The sequence below is a fragment of the Streptomyces sp. PA03-3a genome, from assembly GCF_033792735.1.
GTDB lineage: Bacteria > Actinomycetota > Actinomycetes > Streptomycetales > Streptomycetaceae > Actinacidiphila.
Window position 1 is genome coordinate 1 of the sequence record NZ_JARAVM010000007.1, and the last position, 22,285, is coordinate 22,285.

Consider the following 22,285-nt stretch of genomic DNA (forward strand, 5'->3'; position numbering starts at 1 on the left):
CGGCCATGCGCAGGCCACCGGTGGAGATGACCAGCAGGAAGTCGCACACGCTCTCCAACTCGCTGAGCATGTGCGAGGACATCAGCACCGTGGTGCCGTGCTCGGCGGCCTCCGCCATCAAGGTGCTCATCATCTCGTGGCGCACCAGCGGGTCCAGGTCGGACATCGGCTCGTCGAGCAGCAGCAGGTCGGGCCGCTTGCCGAAGGCCAGCGCGAAGGCGACCCGGGTGCGCTGGCCGCCGGAAAGGGTGCCGATCCTCGCGTGCAGGGGCACGTTGCCCGCGCGGACGATCTGCTCGGCGGCCCGCTGGTCCCAGCCCGGGTTCAGCTCACGCCCCAGCCGCAGCGTCTCGGCCACCGTGAAACGCTTGAACAACGGCTTCTCCTGCGCCAGGAACGCCGTACGGCGCCCCGCCTCCGCCGACCGCGGCTCCGCCCCGAACACCGTCAAGGTGCCCTCTGTCGGCTCCAGCAGATTCGCCGCGATCGACATCAGCGTCGTCTTGCCCGCACCGTTGGGACCCACCAGCCCGCAGATCCGCCCCGCCGGCAACCGGAACGAACAGTCCCGCAGCGCCCAGCCCCGACGGTACCTCCGCCCCACCCCATGAGCCTCGATCGCCGACTCCTCCAAAGGACCGCCCATGTCCATGGGGTCCGTGGTCTCACGCACTGGTCATCCTCTTCTCCCGACCTTCCGGTGTTCCGCCTGCCGCCGGGATACCGGCGTACCGCTCCTCCAGGACCGCCGCGACCAGCGCGGCCACGTCCTCCCGTTCCAGGCCCGCCTCCTGGGCCCGGGTCATCCACGCCTCCAGCTCCACCCGCAGCGGGGAGTCGGCGCCCGCCTGGGGGCGGGCCAGTGAGCGGCGGATGAAGGTGCCGAGGCCGGGCCTCGGCTCGACCAGACCCTCGCGTTCCAGTTCGCGGTACGCCTTGAGCGTGGTGTTCGGATTGACGGCGCTGCTCTCGGCGACCTCCTTGGCGGTGGGCAGCCGGTCCCCCGGCATCAGGACGCCCAGCCGGAGGGCCTGTTTGGTCTGCTGCACGATCTGCTGGTACGCGGCGATCCCGCTGCGCCGGTCGATGCGAAACTCCACGAGGTTCAACACCCTTTAGTTACTCGATTAGTGGAATGATGATGGGAGGGCGACGCGAGCCGTGTCAAACAGAGCGGCCGCCCCGGTGCCCCTCGGGACAGAACCGTGACAATCGTGATGCGGGGGAAGCGCGTGGTCCCGGACAGCACAAAGGCCCCGGGCGGGCGGCCCGGAGCCTTCGTGCGGACGGGGGGAGTTCAGCGGTTCACGGGGCCGGCGCGGCCTTCCAGGCGCTGACGCCGAGCTTCCCCGTGGTGCCGAGGTCGAACTCCGGGGTCAGCGTCACCGGAGGGGAGCCGGGTGTCGCCCGCACCCTCGCGTAGGGCGCGTCGACGGGTGTGCCGTCGGTGACGGTGTTGCGCCACATCAGGCCGGCCGTCGCACTCTCGCCCGGTGCCAGGGTGACCGGGCGGGGCGGGTCGTCGAAGCCGGTCACGAGGGCGACGCCGCCGCTGCCGCGGAACACCTCGACGTCCGTGACGGGCTTCCGCTCCTCGTCGAGGAGCCGGACCAGCGGATAGCCCTCGACGCGCCGCACACCGGACGAGCAGTTCTCCAGGCGGAGTCCCACCACGCGCAGCCCCATGGCGGCGTCCCCGTCGTCGGCGGTCAGGCGCAGCCCGGAGGTCGGGCAGGCGCCTCCCGGGGCCGGCGCCTCGTCCGCGGGGACGCTCCTGACCTTGACGACGCGCACCCGTTCGCCGCCGGACCGCGGCGCGAGCGGTGCGCCGAGGCCGGCCTCGCCCCGCACGGTCCGGCCGGGCGGGACAGCGGGCACGGTGTGCGGCACGTTCGCCAGAGCCTCTCCCGCACCGGTCGTCAGCCCGAAGGTGACGGTGTACGTGAGGGGTTCACCGGAGTGATTGGTGACGCGGAAGGCGACGTGGAACGCGGCGGGGCCGGTGCAGTGGGCGGGCCGGGCGCCCACCGCCGTGATCTCGACGTCGCCGCCCCCCTCGGCGGCCCCGGACGCCGGGGCGACCGGGACCACCGAGGAGGCGCACGAGGGGCGGCCGTCCCCGTGCGGTACGTCGCAGGCCGTCGCCAGGAACAGGGTGCCGGCGAGCACGGCCGGGAGGAGGAGGGCGGGGGAGCGCATCCGGCGACCCCATCAGGGCCCTCCCGTTCCCGGCCGTGGCGGAGGCCACAATTCCCGTCACACGACGGTCACAAAGTGCGGCGTGCGGGACGGCGGTCAGCGGGAGGCGGCGCTGTCGATCCACGCGACGACGGCGCCGACCGTGGCGTCGTCGAGCTGCCGGGCGATGGTGTGCACGGCGTCGCTGTCCCCCGGGAGCGGGGGCACCCCAGCCGCGATGAGCGCGGCGTGGAGCTCGATCCAGCGCGCGTCGACGGCGTCCAGATGGGCCCCCAGCGGGACACCACCCGGTGACTGATGCGGAGTATCGAGAAGGTTCATGGTGTTTCCTCTCGGATCTCGGACGGTGTCGACCGGACTCGCCGTGCAGGACTGCCGCGCCGCGCCCGCCGGTTGCGCCGTGACCCCGACTTCACCCGTCCGGCCCTCACCGTGCCCGCCGGGGCCTGTGCCATGGGGATGACATTCGGCCCTCCGGCGACGCGGGCTGTGCCGTACGGGGCATGGCCTATCTCAGTGCCCGCGCCCGCATCCCACGGAAGGCCTCGGATGATCGACAGGCGGACCTTCGGCACGATCGTCGGCTCGGGAGCGGTCGCGGCCACAGTGGCCGGGCTCGCGACGGGGTGCGCGACGACCGGACCGGACGAGAACAAGCCGGCGCCGCCCATGGCGCCCGGCAAGGAACGGCCCGGCGACGCGGCGGCGTTCGGCCCGCTGAAGCAGGTGGAGGCCGGGGTCCTGGACGTCGGCTACGCGGAGGCCGGACCGGCCGACGGCCCCGCGGTGATCCTGCTCCACGGCTGGCCGTACGACATCCACAGCTATGTCGCCGTCGCACCGCTGCTGGCGGCGAAGGGCTACCGGGTCGTCGTCCCCTATCTGCGGGGCCACGGGACGACGCGCTTCCTGTCCCGCTCGACACCGCGCGACCCCCAGCAGGCGGCGTTCGCGCTGGACATCGTCGCGCTCATGGACGCCCTGGGGATCAAGAAGGCGGTCCTCGCCGGCTTCGACTGGGGGTCGCGGACCGCGGACATCATCGCGGCGCTGTGGCCGGAGCGGGTCAAGGGGCTCGTCTCGGTGACCGGCTACCTGATCACCAACCGCGAGGCGAACAAGCAGCCGCTGCCGCCGAAGTCGGAATGGGCGTGGTGGTACCAGTACTACTTCTCAACGGAGCGGGGCCGTAAGGGGCTGGAGCGCTACCGGGACGATCTGGCCCGGCTCGTGTGGAAGTTCAACTCCCCGACCTGGGGGTTCGACGACGCCACGTTCGAGCGCACCGCGACCGCCTTCGACAACCCGGACTACGTCCCCATCGTCATCGGCAACTACCGCTGGCGCCTGGGGCTGACGGAGGGCGACCCGCGCCACGCGGACATCGAGGCGCGGCTCGCCCGCGGGCCCGTCATCACCGTGCCCACGATCACCCTCGACGGGGCGGTCGATCCGTTCACCCCGCCGGGCGACGGCTCCGCCTACCGGTCCAAGTTCACCGGGAAGTACGCGCACCGCACGCTGCAGGGCATCGGGCACAACGTGCCGCAGGAGGCGCCCGCGGCCTTCGCGCAGGCCGTGGTGGACGTCGGGCGGCTCTGATCGGGCCCCGAGGCGACGGGGGCCGCGGGGCTCGGCCCCGGCGGGCGGGGCGCTGTTCGAACTCCGCCTGCCGCCGGCGACCCGGGACCGAGACGCGTCGGTCAGGGGGTGAGGCCGAGCTGGCGCAGCATGCCGAGCTGGTCGCTGCTCCCCCAGCGCTCGACCATCTTCCCGTCCTCGAACCGGCTGATCTGCATGCCCCGGTAGCTGACGGTGCGCCCTGTCGGGGCGTGGCCCATCAGTTCACCGAGGTGCGTGCCGGTGATGGTGTACGCGAAGGCGATCTCGTCGTCGGTGGCCATGACGTGCTCGACCTCGACGTGCAGATCGGGGAACGCCCGCCGCATCTCGCCGAACATCTCCTCGTAGCCCTCCGGCCCGGGCCCCTGGCCCGGGGCGGGGTCGTGGTCCACCGATCCGGCCGCGACGAATGCGCCGAGTTCGTCGAGATGGCCGCTGTTCACCGCTGTTCCGAAGCCCTCCAGGACGGAGATGTTGTCGCTGCGGGACATGCCGCGCTCCTTGCGGTCGCGATCTCGGGCGCGCGGGGCGCCCCTTCCTCCTTTCCACCGTAGGCGCGGCACGGCGAAGCGGCCTGCCGGGACCGCGGCGGCTCAGCCGACGCATTCCTTCTTGTCCGCCTGCGCCTTCTGGATGTCGGCCGGCGGCTCGTCCGGGTCGCCGAGCGGAATCCCGGGGCCCCTGAAGTCCCGGCCGAGGGTGAGCGTCATGTCGGCGCCCGGTTCGGCGTCGGCGGTGCCGGGACGGAGGGCGGCGGCGGGCAGGTCCATCATGGCGGCCAGCGCCCTGGCCTGGTCGGCCTGGTCCGGGGCGTACTCCAGGATCGTACGGTCCCGCTTCCCCCCGGGGGCGTTGCCCCCGTTGGTGGAGTGGCTGACGCCCTCGGTGTTCTGCAGCCACTCCAGGGTCGCCTGCGCCGCGCCCTGGGGACCGCCCCCGTTGTGGACGAGCACCCGGACCTCCGACGGGTCGGCCTTGGCGCCCCGCAGCCTGGCGTCGGCGGCCGCGGACTTCTTCTTCCTGACCTCGGTCAGCGAGACGTCCTTCTTGATCGCCGAGAAGACCGCCGGCGCCTTGGTCTCGTCCACCACGACCGTCGCGTGGAACCTGCCCTCGGTCGGGTTGTCCTTGACGGGCAGCGTCGTGAAGGTGATGTGCTTGGGGTCGACCCGGCTCAAGTCCCGGGCGAGGTCGGTGAGCTTCCCGACGCCGCCGATGCCGGTGTCAACGGTGAGCGCCTTGGTCGCGGCGTTCGCCAGCTTGAAGAGCTTGCGGGGGTCGGTGAGCGTGTCGCCGGACTTCATCTCGCGGATCATCGACCCGAGGAACTGCTGCTGGAGAGCGATGCGGTCCAGGTCGCTGCCGTTCTTGAGCGAGTGGCGGGTCCTGACGAACTGCAGGGCCTGTTCGCCCTGGACCCGGTGCGCCCCCGCGGGCAGTTTCAGGTGGGAGCCCTGGCCCCGCTCGTCCGTGTCGTCGATGGCGTGCTTGAGGCAGACCGGCACGCCGCCGACGGCGGTGGACAGGGTCTTCACGGCCTCGAAGTCGACCATCATGAAGTGGTCGACGGGTATGCCCGTGATCTTCGTGACGGTCCGCATGGTGCAGCCAGGGTCGCGGCCCGCCTGGCCGAGGCTCTCGTTGAAGCGCGGCTTGGACCCCTGTACCGGTGTTCCGGGGATGGTCTTGGTGGAGCCGTCCTTCTGCTTGGTCGGGCAGTCCGGGATGGCGGTGACCATGTCGCGCGGGATGCTCATCGCGGTCGCGTTCGACCGGTCCTTCGACACGTGGAAGAGGATCGTGGTGTCGGCGTGGCCGGGGCTGCCGGCGTCACCGTACTTCGCGCCCAGGCCCTCCCGGCTGTCCGTGCCGATGACCAGGATGTTCACCGCGTCCTTGCTGGTCACCTGCTTGCTGCCGGCCGTGCCGACGTCGACGGTGGCGATGTTGCCGTCGAAGTGCCGGTAGAGGAAGTAGGCGCCGGTGCTGCCCGCGAGCAGCACGAATCCGAGCGTGCCCGCGGTCCACATCAGGGCCTTCCGCTTCGTGGACCGCTTCGCCTTGCGGGACGCCGGGGCCCCGGCGCGGCGGCGGTCGCCCGGTGCCGGGTCGGGCCGCCGCTCCTCGCGGCGCGCACGCCGGCCGCCCTGCCGGGGCACCGTGGGGGCCGGAGGGGTGTCGGAGTCCAGCCGCAGCCGGTAGTCACCGGTCTCGGGGTCGAGGACCCACTGGTCCGCGGGGTCGATGTCGCTGCCGTCGTGCCTGTCCACGGTCGTACGGGTCCTCCGTCCACGCCCGGGGCGCCGCCCCCCGCGGTGCGCCCGGTCGTCGCCTGTGTGGGTTTGGGTCCACCCCGCGGCCGGCCCGGGGCAACCGTTCAGACATCCGAATACGGCAGATGGTTGTCCTGGCGCGGTCAACTCCCTTGCGAGCCGGGGAAGCACACGGGATTTCCGCGGCGGCCGAACCGGCCCCGCCGGGCCGTCACGCATTCCACCGGCAAGCCGCCCTCGGGGGCTTTTCATGCGTACCGAGCGGCCGGACACGGCGGCGCTCACCCGCGGTGCTGACCCGCCGCGGTGCCGTCCTGGCGCGCGCTCGTCGCGGCGACGCGACGAGCGACGTGCCGGTCGCCGTCGTCGCCCGCGCCCCGCGCTCCCCCGCCTCGCCCGGCGTCGTCCACAGCCTGTGGACGACGCCGGCGCGCGCTCAGCCCCGCCCGGCGGCCCGCCGGGCGAGCCAGTCCAGCGCGTCCGTCGCCGAGGCGAGGACCGAGATGTGCCCGGCGCCGGGAGGCGACCACAGCTCCGCGTCCGGGCACCGCCGGGACAGCCACGCACCGTGCGCGGCGGGCACGATGCGGTCCGCCCCGCCGTGCAGGACCAGGACGGGCGCGGTGATGCCGGCCGGGTCGAAGCCCCAGGGCGCCACATAGGCGAGGTCGTCGTCGACCATGCCGCCCGGACCGCCCTCGAGCGCCTTGCCCGCGACGTCGCCGAGCCACGCCCACGCGCCCGCCAGCGCGGCGTGGTCCTCGGGGGTGAAGAGCTCGGGGTCGAAGTCGTCGGAGGCCAGCCGCGCTTCGAGCGCCGCCCGCCCCCGGACCGCGGCACCGAGCTCCGCCGCGCCGGAGGGCCCCATCCCGGCGAACCAGTCGAGCCCCTCCGCGCCGAACGGCGCCAGGCCGGCCCCGCAGACCACCGCCAGGACCCGGTCCGGCAGCAGGGCGGCGCAGGCCAGCGCGTGCGGGCCGCCGCCCGAGTGGCCCATGACCGCGAAGCGGCCGATGCCCAGCGCGTCGGCCACGGCCGCCGCGTCCCCGGCCGCCGAGGCGATGTCCCGGCCCGGACGGGGCGTCGAACCGCCGTACCCGGGGCGGTCGTAGCCCACCCAGCGGAGGCCGCGCTCGGCGGCGGCCGCGAAGAGCGGCTCCGGTGGCGTGCCGATGTTGGGCGTGCCGTGGTGCCACAGGACGGCCGTTCCGGCACCGTCCTCCCGGCCGCCCGGCCCGGTGTCGTACACGTGCAGCGTCCGCCCGTCGGCGAGTGCGATATCCGTCTCCGTCACCATCCGGCCGAGTCTAGGCCGCGTCACCGACACCCCACCGGGACCGGGCGAACGCCCGCCGCGGGCGCGGAAATCCGCTGCCCCGACGCACCGCCCGCTGCTACCGTCCCCCGGTGTTCTCCCTCCTCGAACCCGCCCTGTTCACCCGGCTGCGCGAAGCGCGGCGGATCCTCGTCGCCGGGGCCGGCGGCGGCTTCGACGTGTACGCCGGGCTGCCGATCGCGCTGGCGCTGCGCGAGGCCGGCAAGGAGGTCCACCTCGCCAACCTCTCCTTCGCCGACCTGTACGGCCTGGACCCCGACGTGTGGCTGGACCACGACGTCGCCGCCGTGCGCCCCTCGACGGCGGCCCGCGGCGACTACTTCCCCGAACGGACCCTCGCCCGCTGGCTGGAGTCGCAGGGTCTGCCCTCGACCGTGTACGCGCTGTGCCGTACGGGCGTCGCACCCCTGCGGGCCGCGTACCGGGCGCTGATCGGCCACCTGGGCGGGGTCGACGCGATCGTGCTGGTCGACGGCGGCACCGACATCCTCATGCGCGGCGACGAGAGCGGACTCGGCACTCCCGAGGAGGACATGGCGAGCCTCGCCGCGGTCGGCGGGCTCACTGGCGTACCGCAGCGCCTGGTGGCCTGCCTCGGTTTCGGCGTGGACGCGTACCACGGGGTGAACCACTCCCTGGTGCTGGAGAACCTGGCCGCCCTGGAGCGGGACGGGGCGTACCTCGGCGCGTTCTCGCTGTCGCGCGACAGCCGCGAGGGCCGGCTCTACCTCGACGCGGTCGCGCACGCCCAGGAGGCGACCCCGGAGCACCCGAGCATCGTCCACGGCTCGGTCGCGGCCGCGGTGCGCGGCGACTTCGGCGACGTGCGGTTCACGGAACGCACCAGGCACAGCGAGCTGTTCGTCAACCCGCTGATGGCGATGTACTTCTGCGTGGACGCGGTGGGACTGGCCGCCCGCAACCTCTATCTCGACCGGCTGGAACGGACGCAGCTCACCCGTCAGATCAGCTCGATCGTCGAGGAGTTCCGCGACGAACTGCCGCGCCAACGGCCGCCGCGGACCTTCCCGCACTGACCGTCCCCGCCCCCGCCGGTGGCGGTCAGCCGCGCACGTCCGCCGCGAGGCAGTCCAGCGACATCCGCCACAGCAGCGCGGCCGCGTCCGGGTCCAGCGCGTGGTCGGCCACGCCGCCGGAGGTCCCGGGGATGTGGCGGTGGGCCTCGGCGCAGTCCTCGAAGTAGCGTCCCGCCACGCGCTCCAGCCCGGGCGCGGTGGCGACGTACACGACGGTGGCGGCCCCCTGTTGCGGGGTCTTGAAGGTGCGGCCACCGGACGCGGCGGCGTCCAGCGCCTCGCGGGTGAGGTGCCGGGACAGGTTGGTGCCCAGCACCGCCCCGGGGTGGACGGCGTTGACGGTCACGCCGTCGGCGGCCCAGCGCCGGCCGGCCTCCACCGCGAAGAGGACGTTGGCGGTCTTGGACTGGGCGTACGCGAGGCCGGCGTCGTAGGGGCGGTCGCGGAAGTGGACGTCGTCGAAGTGCACCGGGCTGCGCAGGTGGGCGACCGAGCTGAGGGAGACCACGCGGGCGCGGCCCGCGGCGGCGAGGGCCGGGTGCAGGCGGGTGGCGAGCGCGAAGTGCCCGAGGTGGTTGGTCGCGAACTGCAGTTCCCAGCCCTCGGGCGTGCGCGTCTGCGGGGTCATCATGACCCCGGCGTTGTTGACGAGGACGTGCAGGGGGCCGTGCCAGGCGGCGGCGAAGGCCGCCACGGAGCGCTGGTCCGCGAGGTCGAGCGGCGCGACCAGCACCCGCCCGGCGCCGCCGGACGCGATGCCGGCGGCCGCGCGTTCGCCGGCGGCGGTGTCCCGTACCGCGAGGGTGACCTCGGCGCCGGCGCCGGCCAGGGCGCGGGCGGTCTCCAGGCCGATGCCGGAGGCCGCGCCGGTGACAACGGCGCGGCGGCCGGTGAGGTCGATGCCGCCGACGACCTCGGCGGCGGTGGACTGTGCGGTGAAGCCGGAGCCGGTCATGGCGCTGCCTTCCTCTCGGCGGGGCGGTGGCGCCGCCCCCTTCCAGGCAACCACCGCCGGCCGTCCGCGGCGCCCCCGGGCGGCGGTCAGTGCAGCGCGCTCTTCTCCCGCCAGCGGTCCCAGCTCACGTTCCAGTCGCCGAAGCCGTTGTTCGGCGCGACCGTGCCCTTGGCCTCCGACCCCTTGATCTCGAAGGGGTCGCCGACCCGGATCTGGGAGTACAGCCAGTCCGCGTCGGCGTCGCTCATGCCGACGCAGCCGTGGCTGCGGTTGGCCCGGCCGAAGAACGCGGCGTTCCAGGGGGCGGCGTGCGCGTACATCCCGGACCAGGTGAGCCGGATCGAGTCGTGGACCGTCTCGTCGTAGGCGTCGCCGAGGCCGACGGTCTCGGAGTTCATCCGGACGGTGCCCTCCTTGGCCAGCACCACCGCCGTGCCGCGCCACGAGCCGGTGTTCGGTCCGGGCGTGCCGCCGGAGACCGGGACCGTGCGCACCGTACGGCCGTCGCGCCGCAGGGTGAGCCGCTTGCGGTCGAGGTCGACCTCGACGACCTGCCGGGCGCCGACGGTGAAGGAGGCCTCGTAGTCGCGGACGAACCAGCCGCCCCGCCCGGAGTCGGTGCCGTCCAGGCGGGCGTCCAGGGTGACCTCGGTGCCCGGCCGCCAGTACTCCCGGGGCCGCCAGTCGACCCGGTCCCGGCCCGAGTAGTCGGTCAGCCAGCCCCAGGAGCCTTCGGTGCCGTCGGAGGTCGTCACCTTCAGCTGCCGCTCCACGGCGGCCCTGTCGGTCACGGGGTTGTCGAAGACGAGGGATATCGGCTGGGCGACGCCGACCGTGGTGCTGTCGCCGGGCCGCCAGTCCACCTTGTTGACCTTGCGCGCCGCGGCCGTGGTGAAGCTCGACTCGCTCCTGCCGGTCGTGCCGCCCGGGGTGCGGGTCCCGGCCTCGACGGTGTACGAGGCGCCGGGCACGACGTTGCGGTCCGAGGTCCAGGTGCGGCGGTCCGCGGACAGGGTGCCGGTCAGCGCCTTGCCGTGCGGCCCGGCGACGGTGACCGCCGTGAGGGTGCCGCCCTTCGCCGTGACGCGGACGGGCTCGCCGGCCCGTACCCGCCCGCCGTGCGGGGTGACGGTGACGGTCGCCGCCCGCTCCTCGCGCTGCTCCGTGTCGCCGGCGGCCTGCGTCGCCGCCGGGGCGGCGCCCGAGCAGGCGGTGAGCACGGCGGACAGCAGGGCGGCCGCGACGGCGGCGGTGCGCAGGCGGGGCCGGCGTATCGGACCCACACGTTTCGGGGACACGGAGACCTCCGGGAAGGACGGGGAGAGCACGGCCGGAAACGGCCGGACCCCGGGGACTCTAGGCCGCGAGAAGCCCTGGTGGAGCGCCTGGGAGCCGTATGACGGCAGCTGGTGGGAAACGGTCATGGTCCGGTCACATTCGCCGCTCGGCGCGGTCACGAGGGGCTGTGAGCCTTCCTGTGTCCCCACTCGACCACACCTCAGGGAGGCGCAGTGTCGGCACTGCTCGTGACGGCGGGCTGCGGCCCCCGGCAGGCCTGGCTCGGACCGGTCAGCGCGGATACGTACCGCTCGTTCCTGGCGTCCCGGACGGGTCAGGCGCTCGGCCCGAGCTTCCTCCAGTGCCCGTCGTGGGCGCTGGTGAAGCCGGGATGGCGGCCCCGGCTGCTCGGCTGGGGCGTCGGGGACGGCTCCGGGGACGGCTCCGGACGCGGTGAACCACGCGGCGTCGCGCTGGTGCTGCTGCGGCAGTTCCCCGGGACGCGGAAGTCCTTCGCCTATCTGCCCGAGGGGCCGGTCACCGACTGGTCGGACCCCGACATCGACGCCTGGCTGACGCCGCTCCTGCGCCACCTGCGCGGACTCGGCGCCTTCGCCGTGCGCATCGGCCCCTCGCCCGCCCACCGCCGCTGGGACGCCGCCGCGCTGAAGTCCGCGACCGGCCTCGGCCGGCGCCTGTCCGACGTCCTGGCGTGCGAGGTCGACCCGCTCGGCACGGTCGTGGCCGAGCGGCTGCGGGCCCGCGGCTGGCGGCGCTGCGGCGGCGAGGGGCCGGACGGCGGCGGGGACGCGGACGCCCAGCCCCGCCACGTCCTCCGGGTCCCGCTGGCCGGCCGCAGCGCCGACGACCTGTGGTCCGGGCTCAACCAGGAGTGGCGCCGCAACATACGCAAGGCGCTGAAGTCCGGCGTCGAGGTGACCGTGGGCGGCGCGGCCGACCTCCCCGAGTTCTTCCGTCTGCTGCGGATCACCGAGGAGCGCGACGGCTTCCGGCTGGGCCGCTCGCTGGAGTACTACCAGCGCCAGTACGCGGCCCTCAACGCGGAGCAGCCGGGCAGGATGAGGCTCTACCTCGCCCGCCACGAGGGAGAGGTGCTCGCCGCCCACACCATGATCACCGTGGGCCGCAGGGCCTGGTACCAGACCGGCGCCTCGGCGGACCACCGCCGCGAGGTCCGCCCCTCCAACGCCCTGCAGTGGCGGATGCTCCAGGACGCCCACCAACAGGGCGCACTGGAGTACGACATGCGCGGGGTACCCTCCACACTCGACCCGGAGGACCGGGCGTTCGGCCTCACGCGCTGGAAGCTGGGAACCGGCGGGCAGGTCGTCGAGACCCTGGGGGAATGGGAGACGGCCCTGGACGGTACCGCCAACCACACGCTCTACCGGGCGTTCCAGCTCTACCTGGCCCGCCGGTGAGCGCCCCCGCGGCGGCCCGGCCGGCCGACGGGACGGCCGCCCCGGCCGGGGCCCCCGCCACCGGCTCGGTGCTGCGCAGCGGCGCCCTCATGGCCGCGGGTTCGGTGGTCTCCCGCGCGACCGGCTTCGTACGGTCCGCGACCGTCGCCGCGGCGCTCGGCGTCGGCCTGGCCGCCGACGGCTACTCGGTCGGCAACTCGGTGCCCACGATCGTCTACATGCTGCTGCTGGGCGGCGCGCTCAACGCGGTGTTCGTACCCGAACTGGTGCGGGCCGCCAAGGAGCACGAGGACGGCGGCGCCGCCTACACCGACCGGCTGCTGACCGTGTGCACCGCGGCACTGCTGCTGATCACGACGGCGGCCGTGCTCGCCGCGCCCGCGATCGTGGCCGCGTACACCGGCTACACCGGGGCGCAGGCGGCGACGACGGTGGCCTTCGCGCGCTCCTGCCTGCCGCAGATCCTCTTCCTCGGCCTGTTCACGCTGCTCGGCCAAGTCCTGGGCGCCCGCGGCCGGTTCGGCGCGATGATGTGGACGCCCGTCCTCAACAACCTGGTCGTCATCGCCGTCTTCGGCCTCTACCTGGCCACGGCCGGCACCGGCGGCGGGCTGACCTCCGGCGAGACCGCGCTGCTCGGCTGGGGCACCACGGCCGGCATAGCGGTGCAGGCGCTGGCGCTGGTGCCGTCCCTGCGGGCGGCGCGCTTCCGCTGGCGGCCGCGGTTCGACTGGCGGGGCAGCGGGCTGTCCCGGCCGCTGCGCTCCGCCGGGTGGCTGGTGCTGCTGGTGCTCACCAACCAGGTCGCCTACTGGGTGGTGACCCGGCTCGCCACCTCCGCGGGACAGCGCGCCGCGGCCCTCGGCATCGACGGCGGCGCCGGCTTCACCGCGTACAACAACGCCTATCTGCTGTGGGCCGTACCGCACGGCATCGTGACGGTCTCGCTGGTCACCGCCCTGCTGCCGCGGATGAGCGCGGCGGCGGCCGACGGCGACCGCGCGCGGGTGCGCCGCGACGTCTCGTACGCGCTGCGCAGCAGCTCGGCGCTGGTGGTGCCCGCCGCGTGCGCGCTGCTGGCGCTCGCCGGGCCGGCGATGGCGCTGGTCTTCGAGCACGGCAGGACCGACGCCGCCGACGTCGCGGTCATGGCGAACGCTCTGGTGGCCTTCGCCCCCGGCCTGGTCGCCTTCTCCGGGCAGTACGTGCTGTCGCGCACCTTCTACGCGCTCGGCGACACCCGCACCCCCTTCCTGCTCAACCTGGTGGTCTCCGGGCTCAACGCGGGCCTGTCCGTCACGGCCTACCTGCTGCTGCCCGCGCGCTGGGCGGTAACCGGCATGGCAGGGGCGTACTCCGTGGCGCTCTTCGCGGGATGGGCGGTCACCGCGCACGTGCTGGCCCGCAGGCTGGCGGCGCCGGGCGGCGGTCGCGGGCCGTGGCGCTCGCCGACCGCGGGCGCGCTGGCCCGGCTGCTGCTCGCAGCGGTGCCCGCCGCGGCCCTGGGCCGGACCACTGCGGCCCTCGCCGCGGACCTCGGACCGCTCGCCGCCGCGGCGGCCGGGGCCGCCGTCGTCGTACTGGTCTTCTCGGCCGCGGCCAGCCCGCTGCGGCTGACCGAGGTCGAGGCCGCCCGGCGGGCACTGCTCGGCAAACTGCGGCGCGGCGCACGATGAGTTGCGATACTCCGCTCATGCCACGCGTCCTTCTGATCGAAGACGACCCTTCCGTGCGCGAGGGTGTCGAACTGGGCCTGCGCCGCCGCGGTCACGAGGTCCGGACGGCCGCGACCGGCGAGGCCGGGCTCACCGCCCTCGGCGAGTTCCAGCCCGATCTGCTGCTGCTGGACCTGATGCTGCCCGGCATGACCGGCGTCCAGGTCTGCCGCCAGGTGCGCGAGACGAGTCAGCTGCCGATCATCATGCTCACCGCCCGCGGCGACGACTTCGACGTCGTCGTCGGGCTGGAGGCGGGGGCCGACGACTACATCGTCAAACCCGCCCGCACCGAGGTGATCGAGGCCCGCATCCGGGCCGTGCTGCGGCGCATCGAGGAGCCCGGGGGGCGCCCGGCAGTCGAGTTCCACGGCGACCTCGCCGTCGACCGCGCGGGGCTCGGTGTCGCCAAGTCCGGACAGCGGCTGGCACTGGCGCCCTCCGAGCTGAAGCTGCTGCTCTTCCTCTCCGCCGCCCCCGAACAGGTCTTCAGCCGCCAGCAGTTGCTGGAGCACGTGTGGGAGCACAGCTACCACGCGGACGCCCGGCTGGTCGACGCCTGCGTCCGGCGGCTGCGCAACAAGATCGAGGACGTGCCCGGCAGCCCCCGCTACATACAGACGCTGCGCGGCTTCGGCTACCGCTTCGGGCCCCTGTGAGCCGCCGGTGATCCGCCGCAGGGCCCGGATCGGGCTGCGCAGCCGACTGGTGCTGGCCTTTCTGCTCGTCGCCGCGGTCAGCGCGGGCACCACCGCCGCCCTCACGTACCGCGAGGCGCGCAACGCCGTCCTCGAACAGGTCCAGAACACCGCCGTCTCCTCCTTCCGCGAGCAGGCGGCCACCGTCGGCACCACGCTCCCGATGGACCGCGCGGCCCTCCAGGAGGTGCTGCGCGACATCGCGCGCAAGGGCAAGCCGCGCACCTGGGTGGTGTTCGCCGAGTACGGATCGATCCGCGTCTCCTCCGGCACCAGCCCCGTCTCCACCGTCATCACGCCCGAACTGCGCCGCGCCGCGCTGGCCAGTCCCCGGGGCGTCTTCCAGCGGGTCGACAAGGACGGCACCCCCTGGCTGACCATGGCCGTGCCGACCGTCTTCAGGACCGGGCTGTCCGCCCGCCCCACCGGGCTCGTGCTCTACGCCGTGATGCCGCTGGCCGCGGAGGAGGACGACATCCGGGCGATGCTCACCTCCGCCCGCGACGGAGCCCTGCCCGCGCTGCTCGTCGCCCTCGTCCCCGCCCTGCTCGCCGCCCGCAGCGTGCTCCGCCCGGTCCGCGACCTGCGCACGGCGGCACAGCGCATCGGACGCGGCGAGCTCGACACCCGCATCCCCGCCAAGGGCAGCGACGAACTCGCCGACCTGGCCCACACCTTCAACGACACCGCGCTGCAACTGGAGCGCTCCGTCACCGAGCTGCGCCGCGCCGAGGCACGGGCCCGCCGCTTCGCCTCCGACGTCTCGCACGAACTGCGCACCCCGCTGGCCGGGATGCTCGCCGTCACCGACGTGCTCGACGAGGACGCCGAGCGGCTCGCCCCGGACACCGCGGCCGCCGTCCGCCTCATCAGCGCGGAGACCGGCAAACTCGCCGTCCTGGTCGAGGACCTGATCGAGATCTCCCGCTTCGACGCGAAGGCCGCCGAGCTCAACGCCGACGAGGTCGACGTCGCCGAGACCATCCGCAGGACCCTGGCTACCCGGCGCTGGACGGACCCCGCGCGGGTGGCCGCCGAACTGCCCCCGGGCATCCGCGCCCGGCTCGACCCGCGGCGCTTCGACGTCGTGGTGGCCAACCTCGTCGGGAACGCGCTGCGGCACGGCGGCGCCCCCGTCCGCATCCGGCTGAGCGAGGAGCCGTCCGACGGCGGCCGGGCCCGGTTCGCCGTCGAGGTCGCCGACAGCGGCCCCGGCATCGCCCCGGACGTCCTGCCGCACATCTTCGACCGCTTCTACAAGGCCGACGCGGCCCGCACCCGCTCCGCGGGCAGCGGTCTGGGCCTGGCCATCGTCCGGGAGAACGTCCGGCTGCACGGCGGCACGGTCCGCGCCGCCAACGGCCCGCACGGCGGTGCCGTCCTCACCGTGCGGATGCCGCTGGCCATCCCCCGCCGGGACGGGGAGGCGGCGCCGTGAGACCGCGGTCCGTCCCGGCCGCCGCCGGCCGCCGGGACGTCCCGGCCCTCGTCTGCGCGGCCGCGGCGCTGCTGGCCGGCTGCGCGGTCCCGGGCTCCGGGGTCGTCGAGGCGGGCGGCCCGGCCACCGTCGAGGCCTTCCCCGGGGCACCGAACCGGCTGACGCTGTTCTTCCTCTCCCCCGACGGCCTGATCACCCCGGTCCTGCGCGCGACCGGCGACGACGCGCAGGCCCCGCCGGTGCCGACCGCGCAGGTCGTGGCGGTGCTGCTGGACGGGCCCGAGCCCCAGGAGAGCGAGGCGGGACTCGGCACCGGGCTGCCCCCCTCCGCCGGGCCGGTGGACGTCACGTCGTCCCGGGGCACCGTGCGGGTCACGCTGCCGTTCCCCGTCCGGCCTCTGAAGGACGACGCCGCGCGCCAGGTCGTCTGCACCGCCGCCTACGCCGAGGGCCGTGAGGACACCGCCGCGATCGTCCTGGCCGGCAGCGACGGCACCCTCCCGGCCGCCCGCTGCGGCGGCGCCCTGCCCGGCACGGCCCCCGCGCGCTGACCGCGACCGGCGCCGAACTGCGGGCGCGCGCCATGAGCGGTAGAAGTGGAGGTGGGCCCGGACGGCCGCGTCCTGGCGGGGCCGGAAGAGGACGGGCGAGAACGGCGACGAATGGCGATGCGAGATTCCAGCCTCGACGACGACTTCGACGGCGGCCTCCCTCCCCGTGCCGAGCCGGGCATTCCGGCCACGGCCGTCATCGACGCCCACGGGGTCGTCACGGGCTGGAGCAGCGAGGCCGAGCGGCTGCTGGGGTACGGGCACGACGAGGTCGTGGGACAGCCCGCCAGCCGGCTGCTCGGCTCGGACGCCGCCCGGTCCACCGAGTGGTTCCTCGCGATGCCCTTCGGCTGGGGCGGCAGATCCGTACTGCGCCGCCGGGACGGGCGCCACCTGGACGTGTCCGTGCGGGTCTACCCGTCGCTGGACGGCCGCGGCCGGCCGCAGCGGCTCATCGTGGTCTCCCCGATGGACCGGCGCCACTGGGGGGCGGTGGACAGCGTGGTCGAGGAGGCCTTCGACCAGGCCATCCTGCCCATGGCGATCTTCGACAACGAGCTGCGGACGCTGCGCACCAGCAGGGGCATGCAGCGCGAGGCCGGACGCACCGAGGAGCAGATGCGGGGCAGACGCCCCTCGGAGTTCCTGCCGGGCAGCGCGGGGGAGGCCGTCGAGGAGGGCGTCCGGCACGTCCTCGCCACCGGCGAGTCCCACGACCTGCACCTGCGCATCCGCTCCCGGGTGGCATCGGCGCCGCGCATCTGGACGATCACGCTCTCCCCGCTCGCCGACCCCCTGCGGCGCACCCCGCGCGTCCAGCTCACCGCGGTCGACACCACCGAGCAGTACGTGGCGCGGGAGCGGCTCGCCCTGCTCAACGAGGTCAGCACCCGGGTCGGCAGCACCCTGGACGTGGCCCGCACCGCCCAGGAGATGGCCGACGTGGTGGTGGGCCACCTCGCCGACTTCGCCACCGTCGACCTGCTCGACCCGCTGTTCCGCGGGGTGGAGCCGCAGCCCGGCGACCCCGGGGTCGCCCTCCGCCGCGCCGCCCAGCAGTCCGTCCTCCCCGGCATGCCCGAGTCGGTGACCGCGACCGGGGAACTGGACCGCTACCCGCAGGACTCGCCGCCCGCCCGCTCCCTGATCACCGGGCGCGCCTCGCTGCACGTCACCGTGGACCGCGCCATCAACAGCTGGGCCGCGGGCGACTCCGGACGGGCCGAGATGCTGCGCCGGCACGGCATCCACTCGGTGATGGTCATCCCGCTGCGGGCCCGCGGCATCACCCTCGGCGTCGCCGTGCTCGCCCGGCACCGCAGACCCGACCCCTTCGACCAGGACGATCTGCAGGTCGCCGAGGAGATCGGCGCCCGGACCGCGGTCGCCGTCGACAACGCCCGCCGCTACACCCGCGAACGGGCCACCGCCCTGGCCCTCCAGCGCAGCCTGCTGCCCCAGCGGCTCGGCCGCCAGGAGGCGGTGGAGGTCGCCTCGCGCTACCTGCCCGCGGGCAGCGGCGCGGGGGTGGGCGGCGACTGGTTCGACGTGATCCCGCTGTCCGGGGCCCGGGTCGCGCTGGTCGCGGGCGACGTCGTCGGCCACGGACTGCGCGCCTCCGCCACCATGGGACGGCTGCGGACGGCGGTGCGGACCCTCGCCGACGTCGACCTTCCGCCCGACGAGCTGCTCGTCCATCTCGACGACCTGGTCGTGCACCTCGCCGGGGAGGAGGTCGGCGACAGCGACGGCGAGAACGTCGTCACCGACCTCGTCGCCACCTGCCTGTACCTGGTCTACGACCCCGTCTCCCGGCTGTGCACCGCCGCCAGCGCGGGACACCCCCCGCCCGTGCTGACCACGCCGGACGGCGCCGCGCAGTTCCTCGACCTGCCGCCAGGACCGCCGCTCGGGCTGGGCGGACTGCCCTTCGAGACCGTCGAGATCGCACTGGACCCGGACAGCCTCCTGGTGCTCTACACCAACGGCCTCATCGCCACCGAGGACCGGGACGTCGACACCGGCATGGCGGGGCTGCGCCAGGCGCTCACCCGGCCCGACCGCTCCCTGGAGTCCGTCTGCGACAACCTGGTGGCCCTGGTCCCTGACCCCCCGGACGACGACGTCGCCCTGGTCGTCGCCCGCACCAAGGTGCTGAACGCGTGCCAGGTCGTCACCTGGGACGTGCCCGCCGAGCCCGCCGCGGTCGCCGGGATCCGCGCGGAGGTCATCGGACGGCTGGCGGAATGGGGGATGGACGACATCGCCTACACCGTGGAGCTGGTGGTCAGCGAACTCGTCACCAACGCCATCCGGTACGGAACCCCGCCCATCGGGCTGCGCGTCATCCACAACTCCACCCTCATCGTCGAGGTCTCCGACGGCAGCGGCACCGCGCCCCATCTGCGCCGGGCCCGGGTCTTCGACGAGGGCGGCCGCGGACTGATGCTGGTGGCGCAGGTCACCGAGCGCTGGGGGACGCGGCACGCCCAGGAGGGCAAGACGATCTGGGCGGAGGTCCCCCTGGCCGAGGCCTGAGAACGCACGACGCGCCAGGACGGGCGGCCGACGAGGACGGCGGACGAGGAAGGGAATGGTGCACATGTGCCGGTGGCTCGCCTACTCGGGCACACCCATGCTGCTCGACAACATCCTCTACAAACCGCGGCACTCCCTGATCGACCAGAGCCTGCACTCCCGCATGGGGGTCGAGACCACCAACGGGGACGGCTTCGGCATCGGCTGGTACGCCACGGACCACCTGGACACCCCGGCGATCATCCGGGACATCGGGCCCGCCTGGAACAACCGCAACCTGCGGGAGATCTCGCGCCACGTCACCTCGCCGCTGTTCTTCGCCCACGTACGGGCATCGACGGGCACCGCGATCCAGCAGACCAACTGCCATCCCTTCCGGCACGGCCGCTGGCTGTGGATGCACAACGGCGCGATCACCGACTTCCACCGGCTGCGCCGCGACCTCTCGCTCGCCATCGACCCGGCGCTGTTCTCCTGCATCGAGGGCTCGACCGACTCCGAGGTGATGTTCTTCCTCGCGCTCACCTTCGGCCTCGACCAGGACGTGCCCGGGGCCGTGGCGCGGATGGCCGGGCTGGTGGAGCGGACCGGCCACGAGCACGGGGTCGAGTTCCCGGTCCAGATGACGGTGGCGGTCACCGACGGGGAGAGCCTGTGGGCGTTCCGCTACTCCAGCGAGCGCACGTCTCGGTCGCTGTTCTACAGCAGCAGGGTGGACTCGCTGCGCGAACTCCACCCCGACCTGTGGTTCCTGCAGGGCGTGTCGGAGGAGACCCGGCTCGTGGTGTCCGAGCCGCTGGGCGATCTGCCGGACGCCTGGCACGAGGTCCCCGAGAGCACCTTCGGGGTGGTGCGGCCCGGGCAGGACGAGCTGATGCCCTTCGAGCCCGCGGCGCCCGAGGGCGTCGCGGCGTGACGCGGGTCACGGGAACCCGCGGGGGACGGACGGACAGCCCACAGAGGTGACCACTGATGTACGAACCCGGGTACGGGACGGGGACCCCGCCGCCTTCGCGGAGCTGTTCGACGCGTACGCCCGTACCGTCTACAACCACGCCTTCAGACTGACCGCCGACTGGTCGGTCGCCGAGGACGTCATGTCGGCCACCTTCCTGGAAGCCTGGCGGCTGCGGGACCGCGTCGACCCCGAAGGGGGCTCGCTGCGGCCGTGGCTGCTGGGCGTCGCCACCAACATCGCGCGCAACCACTGCCGCGGCAACCGCCGTTACCGGGCCGCGGTCGCCGCCGGGGCGCTGGCCGGTACGGCCGCCCTCGAAGTGCCGGACCACGCCGACCTCGTGGCCGGCCGGGTCGACGACCGGCGCCGCCTCTCGGCCGTGCTCACCGCCCTCGCCCGGCTGCGCCGCCCCGAGCGCGAGGTGCTGACGCTCTGCCTGTGGGAGGGCCTGGAGTACGCCGAGGCCGCCGAGGCCCTCGGCGTCCCGGTCGGCACCGTGCGCTCCCGGCTGTCCCGGGCCCGTACGAGACTGCGCAAACTCGCCGACGCGGAGACGGAACCCGCCGGCCGCCGCCGACAGACAGAAGGGGACCGCGCGAACGCGGTCCGGCCCGCACAGGAAGGAATCCGATGAACGCCCATCCCTCGGAATGGGAGGAGACCGCCCGTCTCCTGCCGCGCGTGGAGCGGGACCTGCCGGCGGGCCGTCACCAGTTGCACAAGGAGCGCCTGATGACCCGGATCCACGAGGACCTCGGCACGAGCACCGAGCCGTACACCGCCGACGCCGCCACCGCCGCCACCGCCGCCCGTCCGGCCGCGCGCCGCAACCCCTTCCTGCGCCGTATGGTCCTCGTCCCGCTGACCGCCGGGGTGCTGGCCGGGGCCCTGGCGACCGGCCTGTTCGTGTTCGGCGGTGCGGAGGGCAGCGGCCCGGGCGGCGGCTCCGGCACCTCCGCCGCGGGCCCCGCCCTGACCACCCACCTCGGCACCGCGGACCCCAAGGGCGCCGCCCACCTGCTGGACACCGTCTCGCTGGCCGCCGCCGAGTCGCCCGCCGCGCCGGTGGGGGACGGCCAGTACGTCTACATCGAGTCGAAGTCGGCCGGCACCGTCGTGCGGCACGTGCACGGCACGACCAGCCTGGCCGGCACCCCGCTGCACCGGCGCCAGGTCTGGGAGTCCCGCGACGGCCGGGACGGCTGGCTGATCGAGCCCGGCACCACCGGCCCGGAGGGCATCACCCTGGCGGGCACCGACGAGCAGGGCAACGTGCCCGAGCCGACCCTGAACGCGCCGAGCTACGACTACCTCACCACCCTGCCCACCGACCCCGACGCGCTCCTGGCCAAGATCTACAAGGAGACGAAGGGCATGGGCAACAGCCCCGACCAGGAAGCCTTCACGACCATCGGCGACCTGCTGGGCGAGAGCTACCCGCCGGCCGGGCTGACCACCGCGCTCTACAAGGCCGCCGCCAAGATCCCCGGCGTGGTCGCCGTGGACGACGCCGTGGACGCCGCCGGCCGGCACGGGGTCGCGGTGGCCCGGCTGGAGAAGACAACCGGAGAGCGCACCGAGTGGATCTTCGACCCGAAGACCCACGTCTTCCTCGGCGAGCGCACCGTCCAGGCCGAGCGGGACCCGGACGGGGTCATGCCGCGCGGCACGGTCGTCTTCACCACCGCGGTGCTGACCCGCTCCGTCGTCGACGGCATCAAGCAGCTGCCCGGCGCCACTGGCTGAGCCTCGGTCAGTGGGGCGGGGGCGGGGGGAGGGTCGCCACGTCCGGCGCGGCCGCGGGCCACACCAGGAGGACCGGGCAGGGCGCGTGGTCCACGACGAAGCGCGCCGCCGGGCCCAGGCTCCGCGGCCCGAGCCGCGCGAGGTCGCCGTCACGGGCCATCACCAGCAGATCGGTCCCGCCCGCGGCGGCGACCACCTCCCGCTCCACCCGCCCCGACCGCTCCTCCCGCCGGCACGGACGGCCCAGGCGCCGGGCGGCGGCGTCCAGCAGCCGTCCCGCGGAGTCGGCGCCGAGGCCCTCCAGCCGGGTTCCCGGATCGTGCTCCGGGTGCCCGCGGCCCAGCAGCCCGGCGTAGGCGGCGTGCGCCAGACCGGGGACGTCGGGGCCGCTGACGTGCAGCAGCACGACGTCGGCGGCCTCCGGCGCGTGGACGCGGACGGCGTCGACGCAGGCGGGCCAGGTTCCTTCGGCGATCCAGGCGGTCACGATCACGGACA

General features: G+C 74.4%; 21 protein-coding genes. 11 read left to right on the forward strand and 10 right to left on the reverse strand.

Annotated features, from left to right (window positions below; genetic code table 11):
- The 4 genes from PV342_RS10315 to PV342_RS10330 form a co-directional block, all read right to left on the reverse strand.
- Window positions 1-652 (reverse strand): ABC transporter ATP-binding protein (locus tag PV342_RS10315; RefSeq protein ID WP_500316862.1); only part of this gene is annotated, 652 nt, incomplete at its 3' end.
- A 13-nt stretch (window positions 653-665) separates the two neighbouring features.
- Window positions 666-1,109, reverse strand: a complete 444-nt coding sequence (locus PV342_RS10320; RefSeq protein ID WP_179280066.1) for a GntR family transcriptional regulator — start codon at window positions 1,107-1,109, stop codon at window positions 666-668.
- A gap of 196 nt (window positions 1,110-1,305) precedes the next feature.
- Window positions 1,306-2,199, reverse strand: a complete 894-nt coding sequence (locus tag PV342_RS10325; RefSeq protein ID WP_500316719.1) for a DUF4232 domain-containing protein — start codon at window positions 2,197-2,199, stop codon at window positions 1,306-1,308.
- A gap of 96 nt (window positions 2,200-2,295) precedes the next feature.
- A complete protein-coding gene (locus tag PV342_RS10330; RefSeq protein ID WP_018559058.1) occupies window positions 2,296-2,520 on the reverse strand; it encodes a hypothetical protein in 225 nt (74 codons plus the stop codon).
- Between the two features lie 228 nt (window positions 2,521-2,748).
- Between PV342_RS10330 and PV342_RS10335 the strand changes: the two genes are divergently transcribed.
- Complete coding sequence (locus tag PV342_RS10335) at window positions 2,749-3,801, forward strand: alpha/beta fold hydrolase (RefSeq protein ID WP_391576718.1); 1,053 nt, start codon at window positions 2,749-2,751, stop codon at window positions 3,799-3,801.
- A 101-nt stretch (window positions 3,802-3,902) separates the two neighbouring features.
- Here the strand turns inward: PV342_RS10335 and PV342_RS10340 are convergent, their stop codons facing one another.
- The 3 genes from PV342_RS10340 to PV342_RS10350 all read right to left on the reverse strand — a co-directional run bounded on the left by PV342_RS10340 (window position 3,903) and on the right by PV342_RS10350 (window position 7,392).
- Window positions 3,903-4,313 (reverse strand): ester cyclase, encoded by a 411-nt coding sequence (locus PV342_RS10340; protein WP_386998017.1) that lies wholly within the window; start codon window positions 4,311-4,313, stop codon window positions 3,903-3,905.
- A 102-nt stretch (window positions 4,314-4,415) separates the two neighbouring features.
- Window positions 4,416-6,092, reverse strand: a complete 1,677-nt coding sequence (locus PV342_RS10345) for an LCP family protein (protein WP_400800044.1) — start codon at window positions 6,090-6,092, stop codon at window positions 4,416-4,418.
- Between the two features lie 439 nt (window positions 6,093-6,531).
- Complete coding sequence (locus PV342_RS10350; protein ID WP_500316722.1) at window positions 6,532-7,392, reverse strand: alpha/beta fold hydrolase; 861 nt, start codon at window positions 7,390-7,392, stop codon at window positions 6,532-6,534.
- Window positions 7,393-7,502: 110 nt separating this feature from the next.
- On the opposite strand from PV342_RS10350, the gene PV342_RS10355 reads away from it, so the two are divergent.
- Window positions 7,503-8,468, forward strand: coding sequence for a DUF1152 domain-containing protein (locus tag PV342_RS10355; RefSeq protein ID WP_400800038.1), 966 nt, complete (start codon window positions 7,503-7,505; stop codon window positions 8,466-8,468).
- 25 nt (window positions 8,469-8,493) lie between these two features.
- Here the strand turns inward: PV342_RS10355 and PV342_RS10360 are convergent, their stop codons facing one another.
- Together PV342_RS10360 and PV342_RS10365 are read right to left on the reverse strand one after the other, a co-directional pair.
- On the reverse strand, window positions 8,494-9,423 hold the full coding sequence (locus PV342_RS10360) for an SDR family NAD(P)-dependent oxidoreductase (protein ID WP_400800035.1): 930 nt from the start codon (window positions 9,421-9,423) through the stop codon (window positions 8,494-8,496).
- 86 nt (window positions 9,424-9,509) lie between these two features.
- A complete protein-coding gene (locus tag PV342_RS10365) occupies window positions 9,510-10,721 on the reverse strand; it encodes a L,D-transpeptidase (RefSeq protein WP_400800032.1) in 1,212 nt (403 codons plus the stop codon).
- Between the two features lie 213 nt (window positions 10,722-10,934).
- On the opposite strand from PV342_RS10365, the gene PV342_RS10370 reads away from it, so the two are divergent.
- The 9 genes from PV342_RS10370 to PV342_RS10410 all read left to right on the forward strand — a co-directional run bounded on the left by PV342_RS10370 (window position 10,935) and on the right by PV342_RS10410 (window position 21,787).
- Window positions 10,935-12,143 (forward strand): lipid II:glycine glycyltransferase FemX, encoded by a 1,209-nt coding sequence (locus PV342_RS10370; RefSeq protein WP_500316725.1) that lies wholly within the window; start codon window positions 10,935-10,937, stop codon window positions 12,141-12,143.
- Window positions 12,140-13,819: a murein biosynthesis integral membrane protein MurJ gene (gene murJ / locus PV342_RS10375; RefSeq protein WP_500316726.1), complete on the forward strand. Its 1,680-nt coding sequence runs from the start codon at window positions 12,140-12,142 to the stop codon at window positions 13,817-13,819. The genes PV342_RS10370 and murJ overlap by 4 nt, the downstream gene beginning before the upstream one ends.
- 17 nt (window positions 13,820-13,836) lie before the next feature.
- Complete coding sequence (locus PV342_RS10380) at window positions 13,837-14,517, forward strand: response regulator (protein ID WP_361002781.1); 681 nt, start codon at window positions 13,837-13,839, stop codon at window positions 14,515-14,517.
- 7 nt (window positions 14,518-14,524) lie between these two features.
- The gene (locus PV342_RS10385) at window positions 14,525-15,994 is read left to right on the forward strand and encodes a sensor histidine kinase (protein WP_386998029.1); all 1,470 of its coding nucleotides are present in this window, start codon (window positions 14,525-14,527) and stop codon (window positions 15,992-15,994) included.
- On the forward strand, window positions 15,991-16,545 hold the full coding sequence (locus tag PV342_RS10390) for a hypothetical protein (RefSeq protein ID WP_400800024.1): 555 nt from the start codon (window positions 15,991-15,993) through the stop codon (window positions 16,543-16,545). The genes PV342_RS10385 and PV342_RS10390 overlap by 4 nt, the downstream gene beginning before the upstream one ends.
- A gap of 111 nt (window positions 16,546-16,656) precedes the next feature.
- Window positions 16,657-19,083: a SpoIIE family protein phosphatase gene (locus tag PV342_RS10395; protein ID WP_500316727.1), complete on the forward strand. Its 2,427-nt coding sequence runs from the start codon at window positions 16,657-16,659 to the stop codon at window positions 19,081-19,083.
- A 64-nt stretch (window positions 19,084-19,147) separates the two neighbouring features.
- On the forward strand, window positions 19,148-19,999 hold the full coding sequence (locus PV342_RS10400; protein ID WP_386998040.1) for a class II glutamine amidotransferase: 852 nt from the start codon (window positions 19,148-19,150) through the stop codon (window positions 19,997-19,999).
- 46 nt (window positions 20,000-20,045) lie between these two features.
- Complete coding sequence (locus PV342_RS10405) at window positions 20,046-20,675, forward strand: RNA polymerase sigma factor (RefSeq protein WP_449707486.1); 630 nt, start codon at window positions 20,046-20,048, stop codon at window positions 20,673-20,675.
- On the forward strand, window positions 20,672-21,787 hold the full coding sequence (locus PV342_RS10410) for a CU044_5270 family protein (RefSeq protein WP_400800012.1): 1,116 nt from the start codon (window positions 20,672-20,674) through the stop codon (window positions 21,785-21,787). The genes PV342_RS10405 and PV342_RS10410 overlap by 4 nt, the downstream gene beginning before the upstream one ends.
- 7 nt (window positions 21,788-21,794) lie before the next feature.
- Here PV342_RS10410 and PV342_RS10415 read toward each other — a convergent pair whose 3' ends face one another.
- Window positions 21,795-22,280, reverse strand: a complete 486-nt coding sequence (locus tag PV342_RS10415; protein ID WP_400800078.1) for a universal stress protein — start codon at window positions 22,278-22,280, stop codon at window positions 21,795-21,797.
- Between the last annotated feature and the right edge of the window lie 5 nt (window positions 22,281-22,285).

Bases quoted from the DNA above. Each gene is read 5' to 3' on its own strand.
- PV342_RS10340 (WP_386998017.1), bottom strand. From the start codon at position 4,313: ATGTCCCGCAGCGACAACATCTCCGTCCTGGAGGGCTTCGGAACAGCG.
- PV342_RS10335 (WP_391576718.1), top strand. From the start codon at position 2,749: ATGATCGACAGGCGGACCTTCGGCACGATCGTCGGCTCGGGAGCGGTC.
- PV342_RS10350 (WP_500316722.1), bottom strand. From the start codon at position 7,392: ATGGTGACGGAGACGGATATCGCACTCGCCGACGGGCGGACGCTGCAC.
- PV342_RS10360 (WP_400800035.1), bottom strand. From the start codon at position 9,423: ATGACCGGCTCCGGCTTCACCGCACAGTCCACCGCCGCCGAGGTCGTC.
- PV342_RS10380 (WP_361002781.1), top strand. From the start codon at position 13,837: ATGCCACGCGTCCTTCTGATCGAAGACGACCCTTCCGTGCGCGAGGGT.
- PV342_RS10410 (WP_400800012.1), top strand. From the start codon at position 20,672: ATGAACGCCCATCCCTCGGAATGGGAGGAGACCGCCCGTCTCCTGCCG.
- PV342_RS10400 (WP_386998040.1), top strand. From the start codon at position 19,148: ATGTGCCGGTGGCTCGCCTACTCGGGCACACCCATGCTGCTCGACAAC.
- PV342_RS10330 (WP_018559058.1), bottom strand. From the start codon at position 2,520: ATGAACCTTCTCGATACTCCGCATCAGTCACCGGGTGGTGTCCCGCTG.
- PV342_RS10325 (WP_500316719.1), bottom strand. From the start codon at position 2,199: ATGCGCTCCCCCGCCCTCCTCCTCCCGGCCGTGCTCGCCGGCACCCTG.
- PV342_RS10395 (WP_500316727.1), top strand. From the start codon at position 16,657: ATGGCGATGCGAGATTCCAGCCTCGACGACGACTTCGACGGCGGCCTC.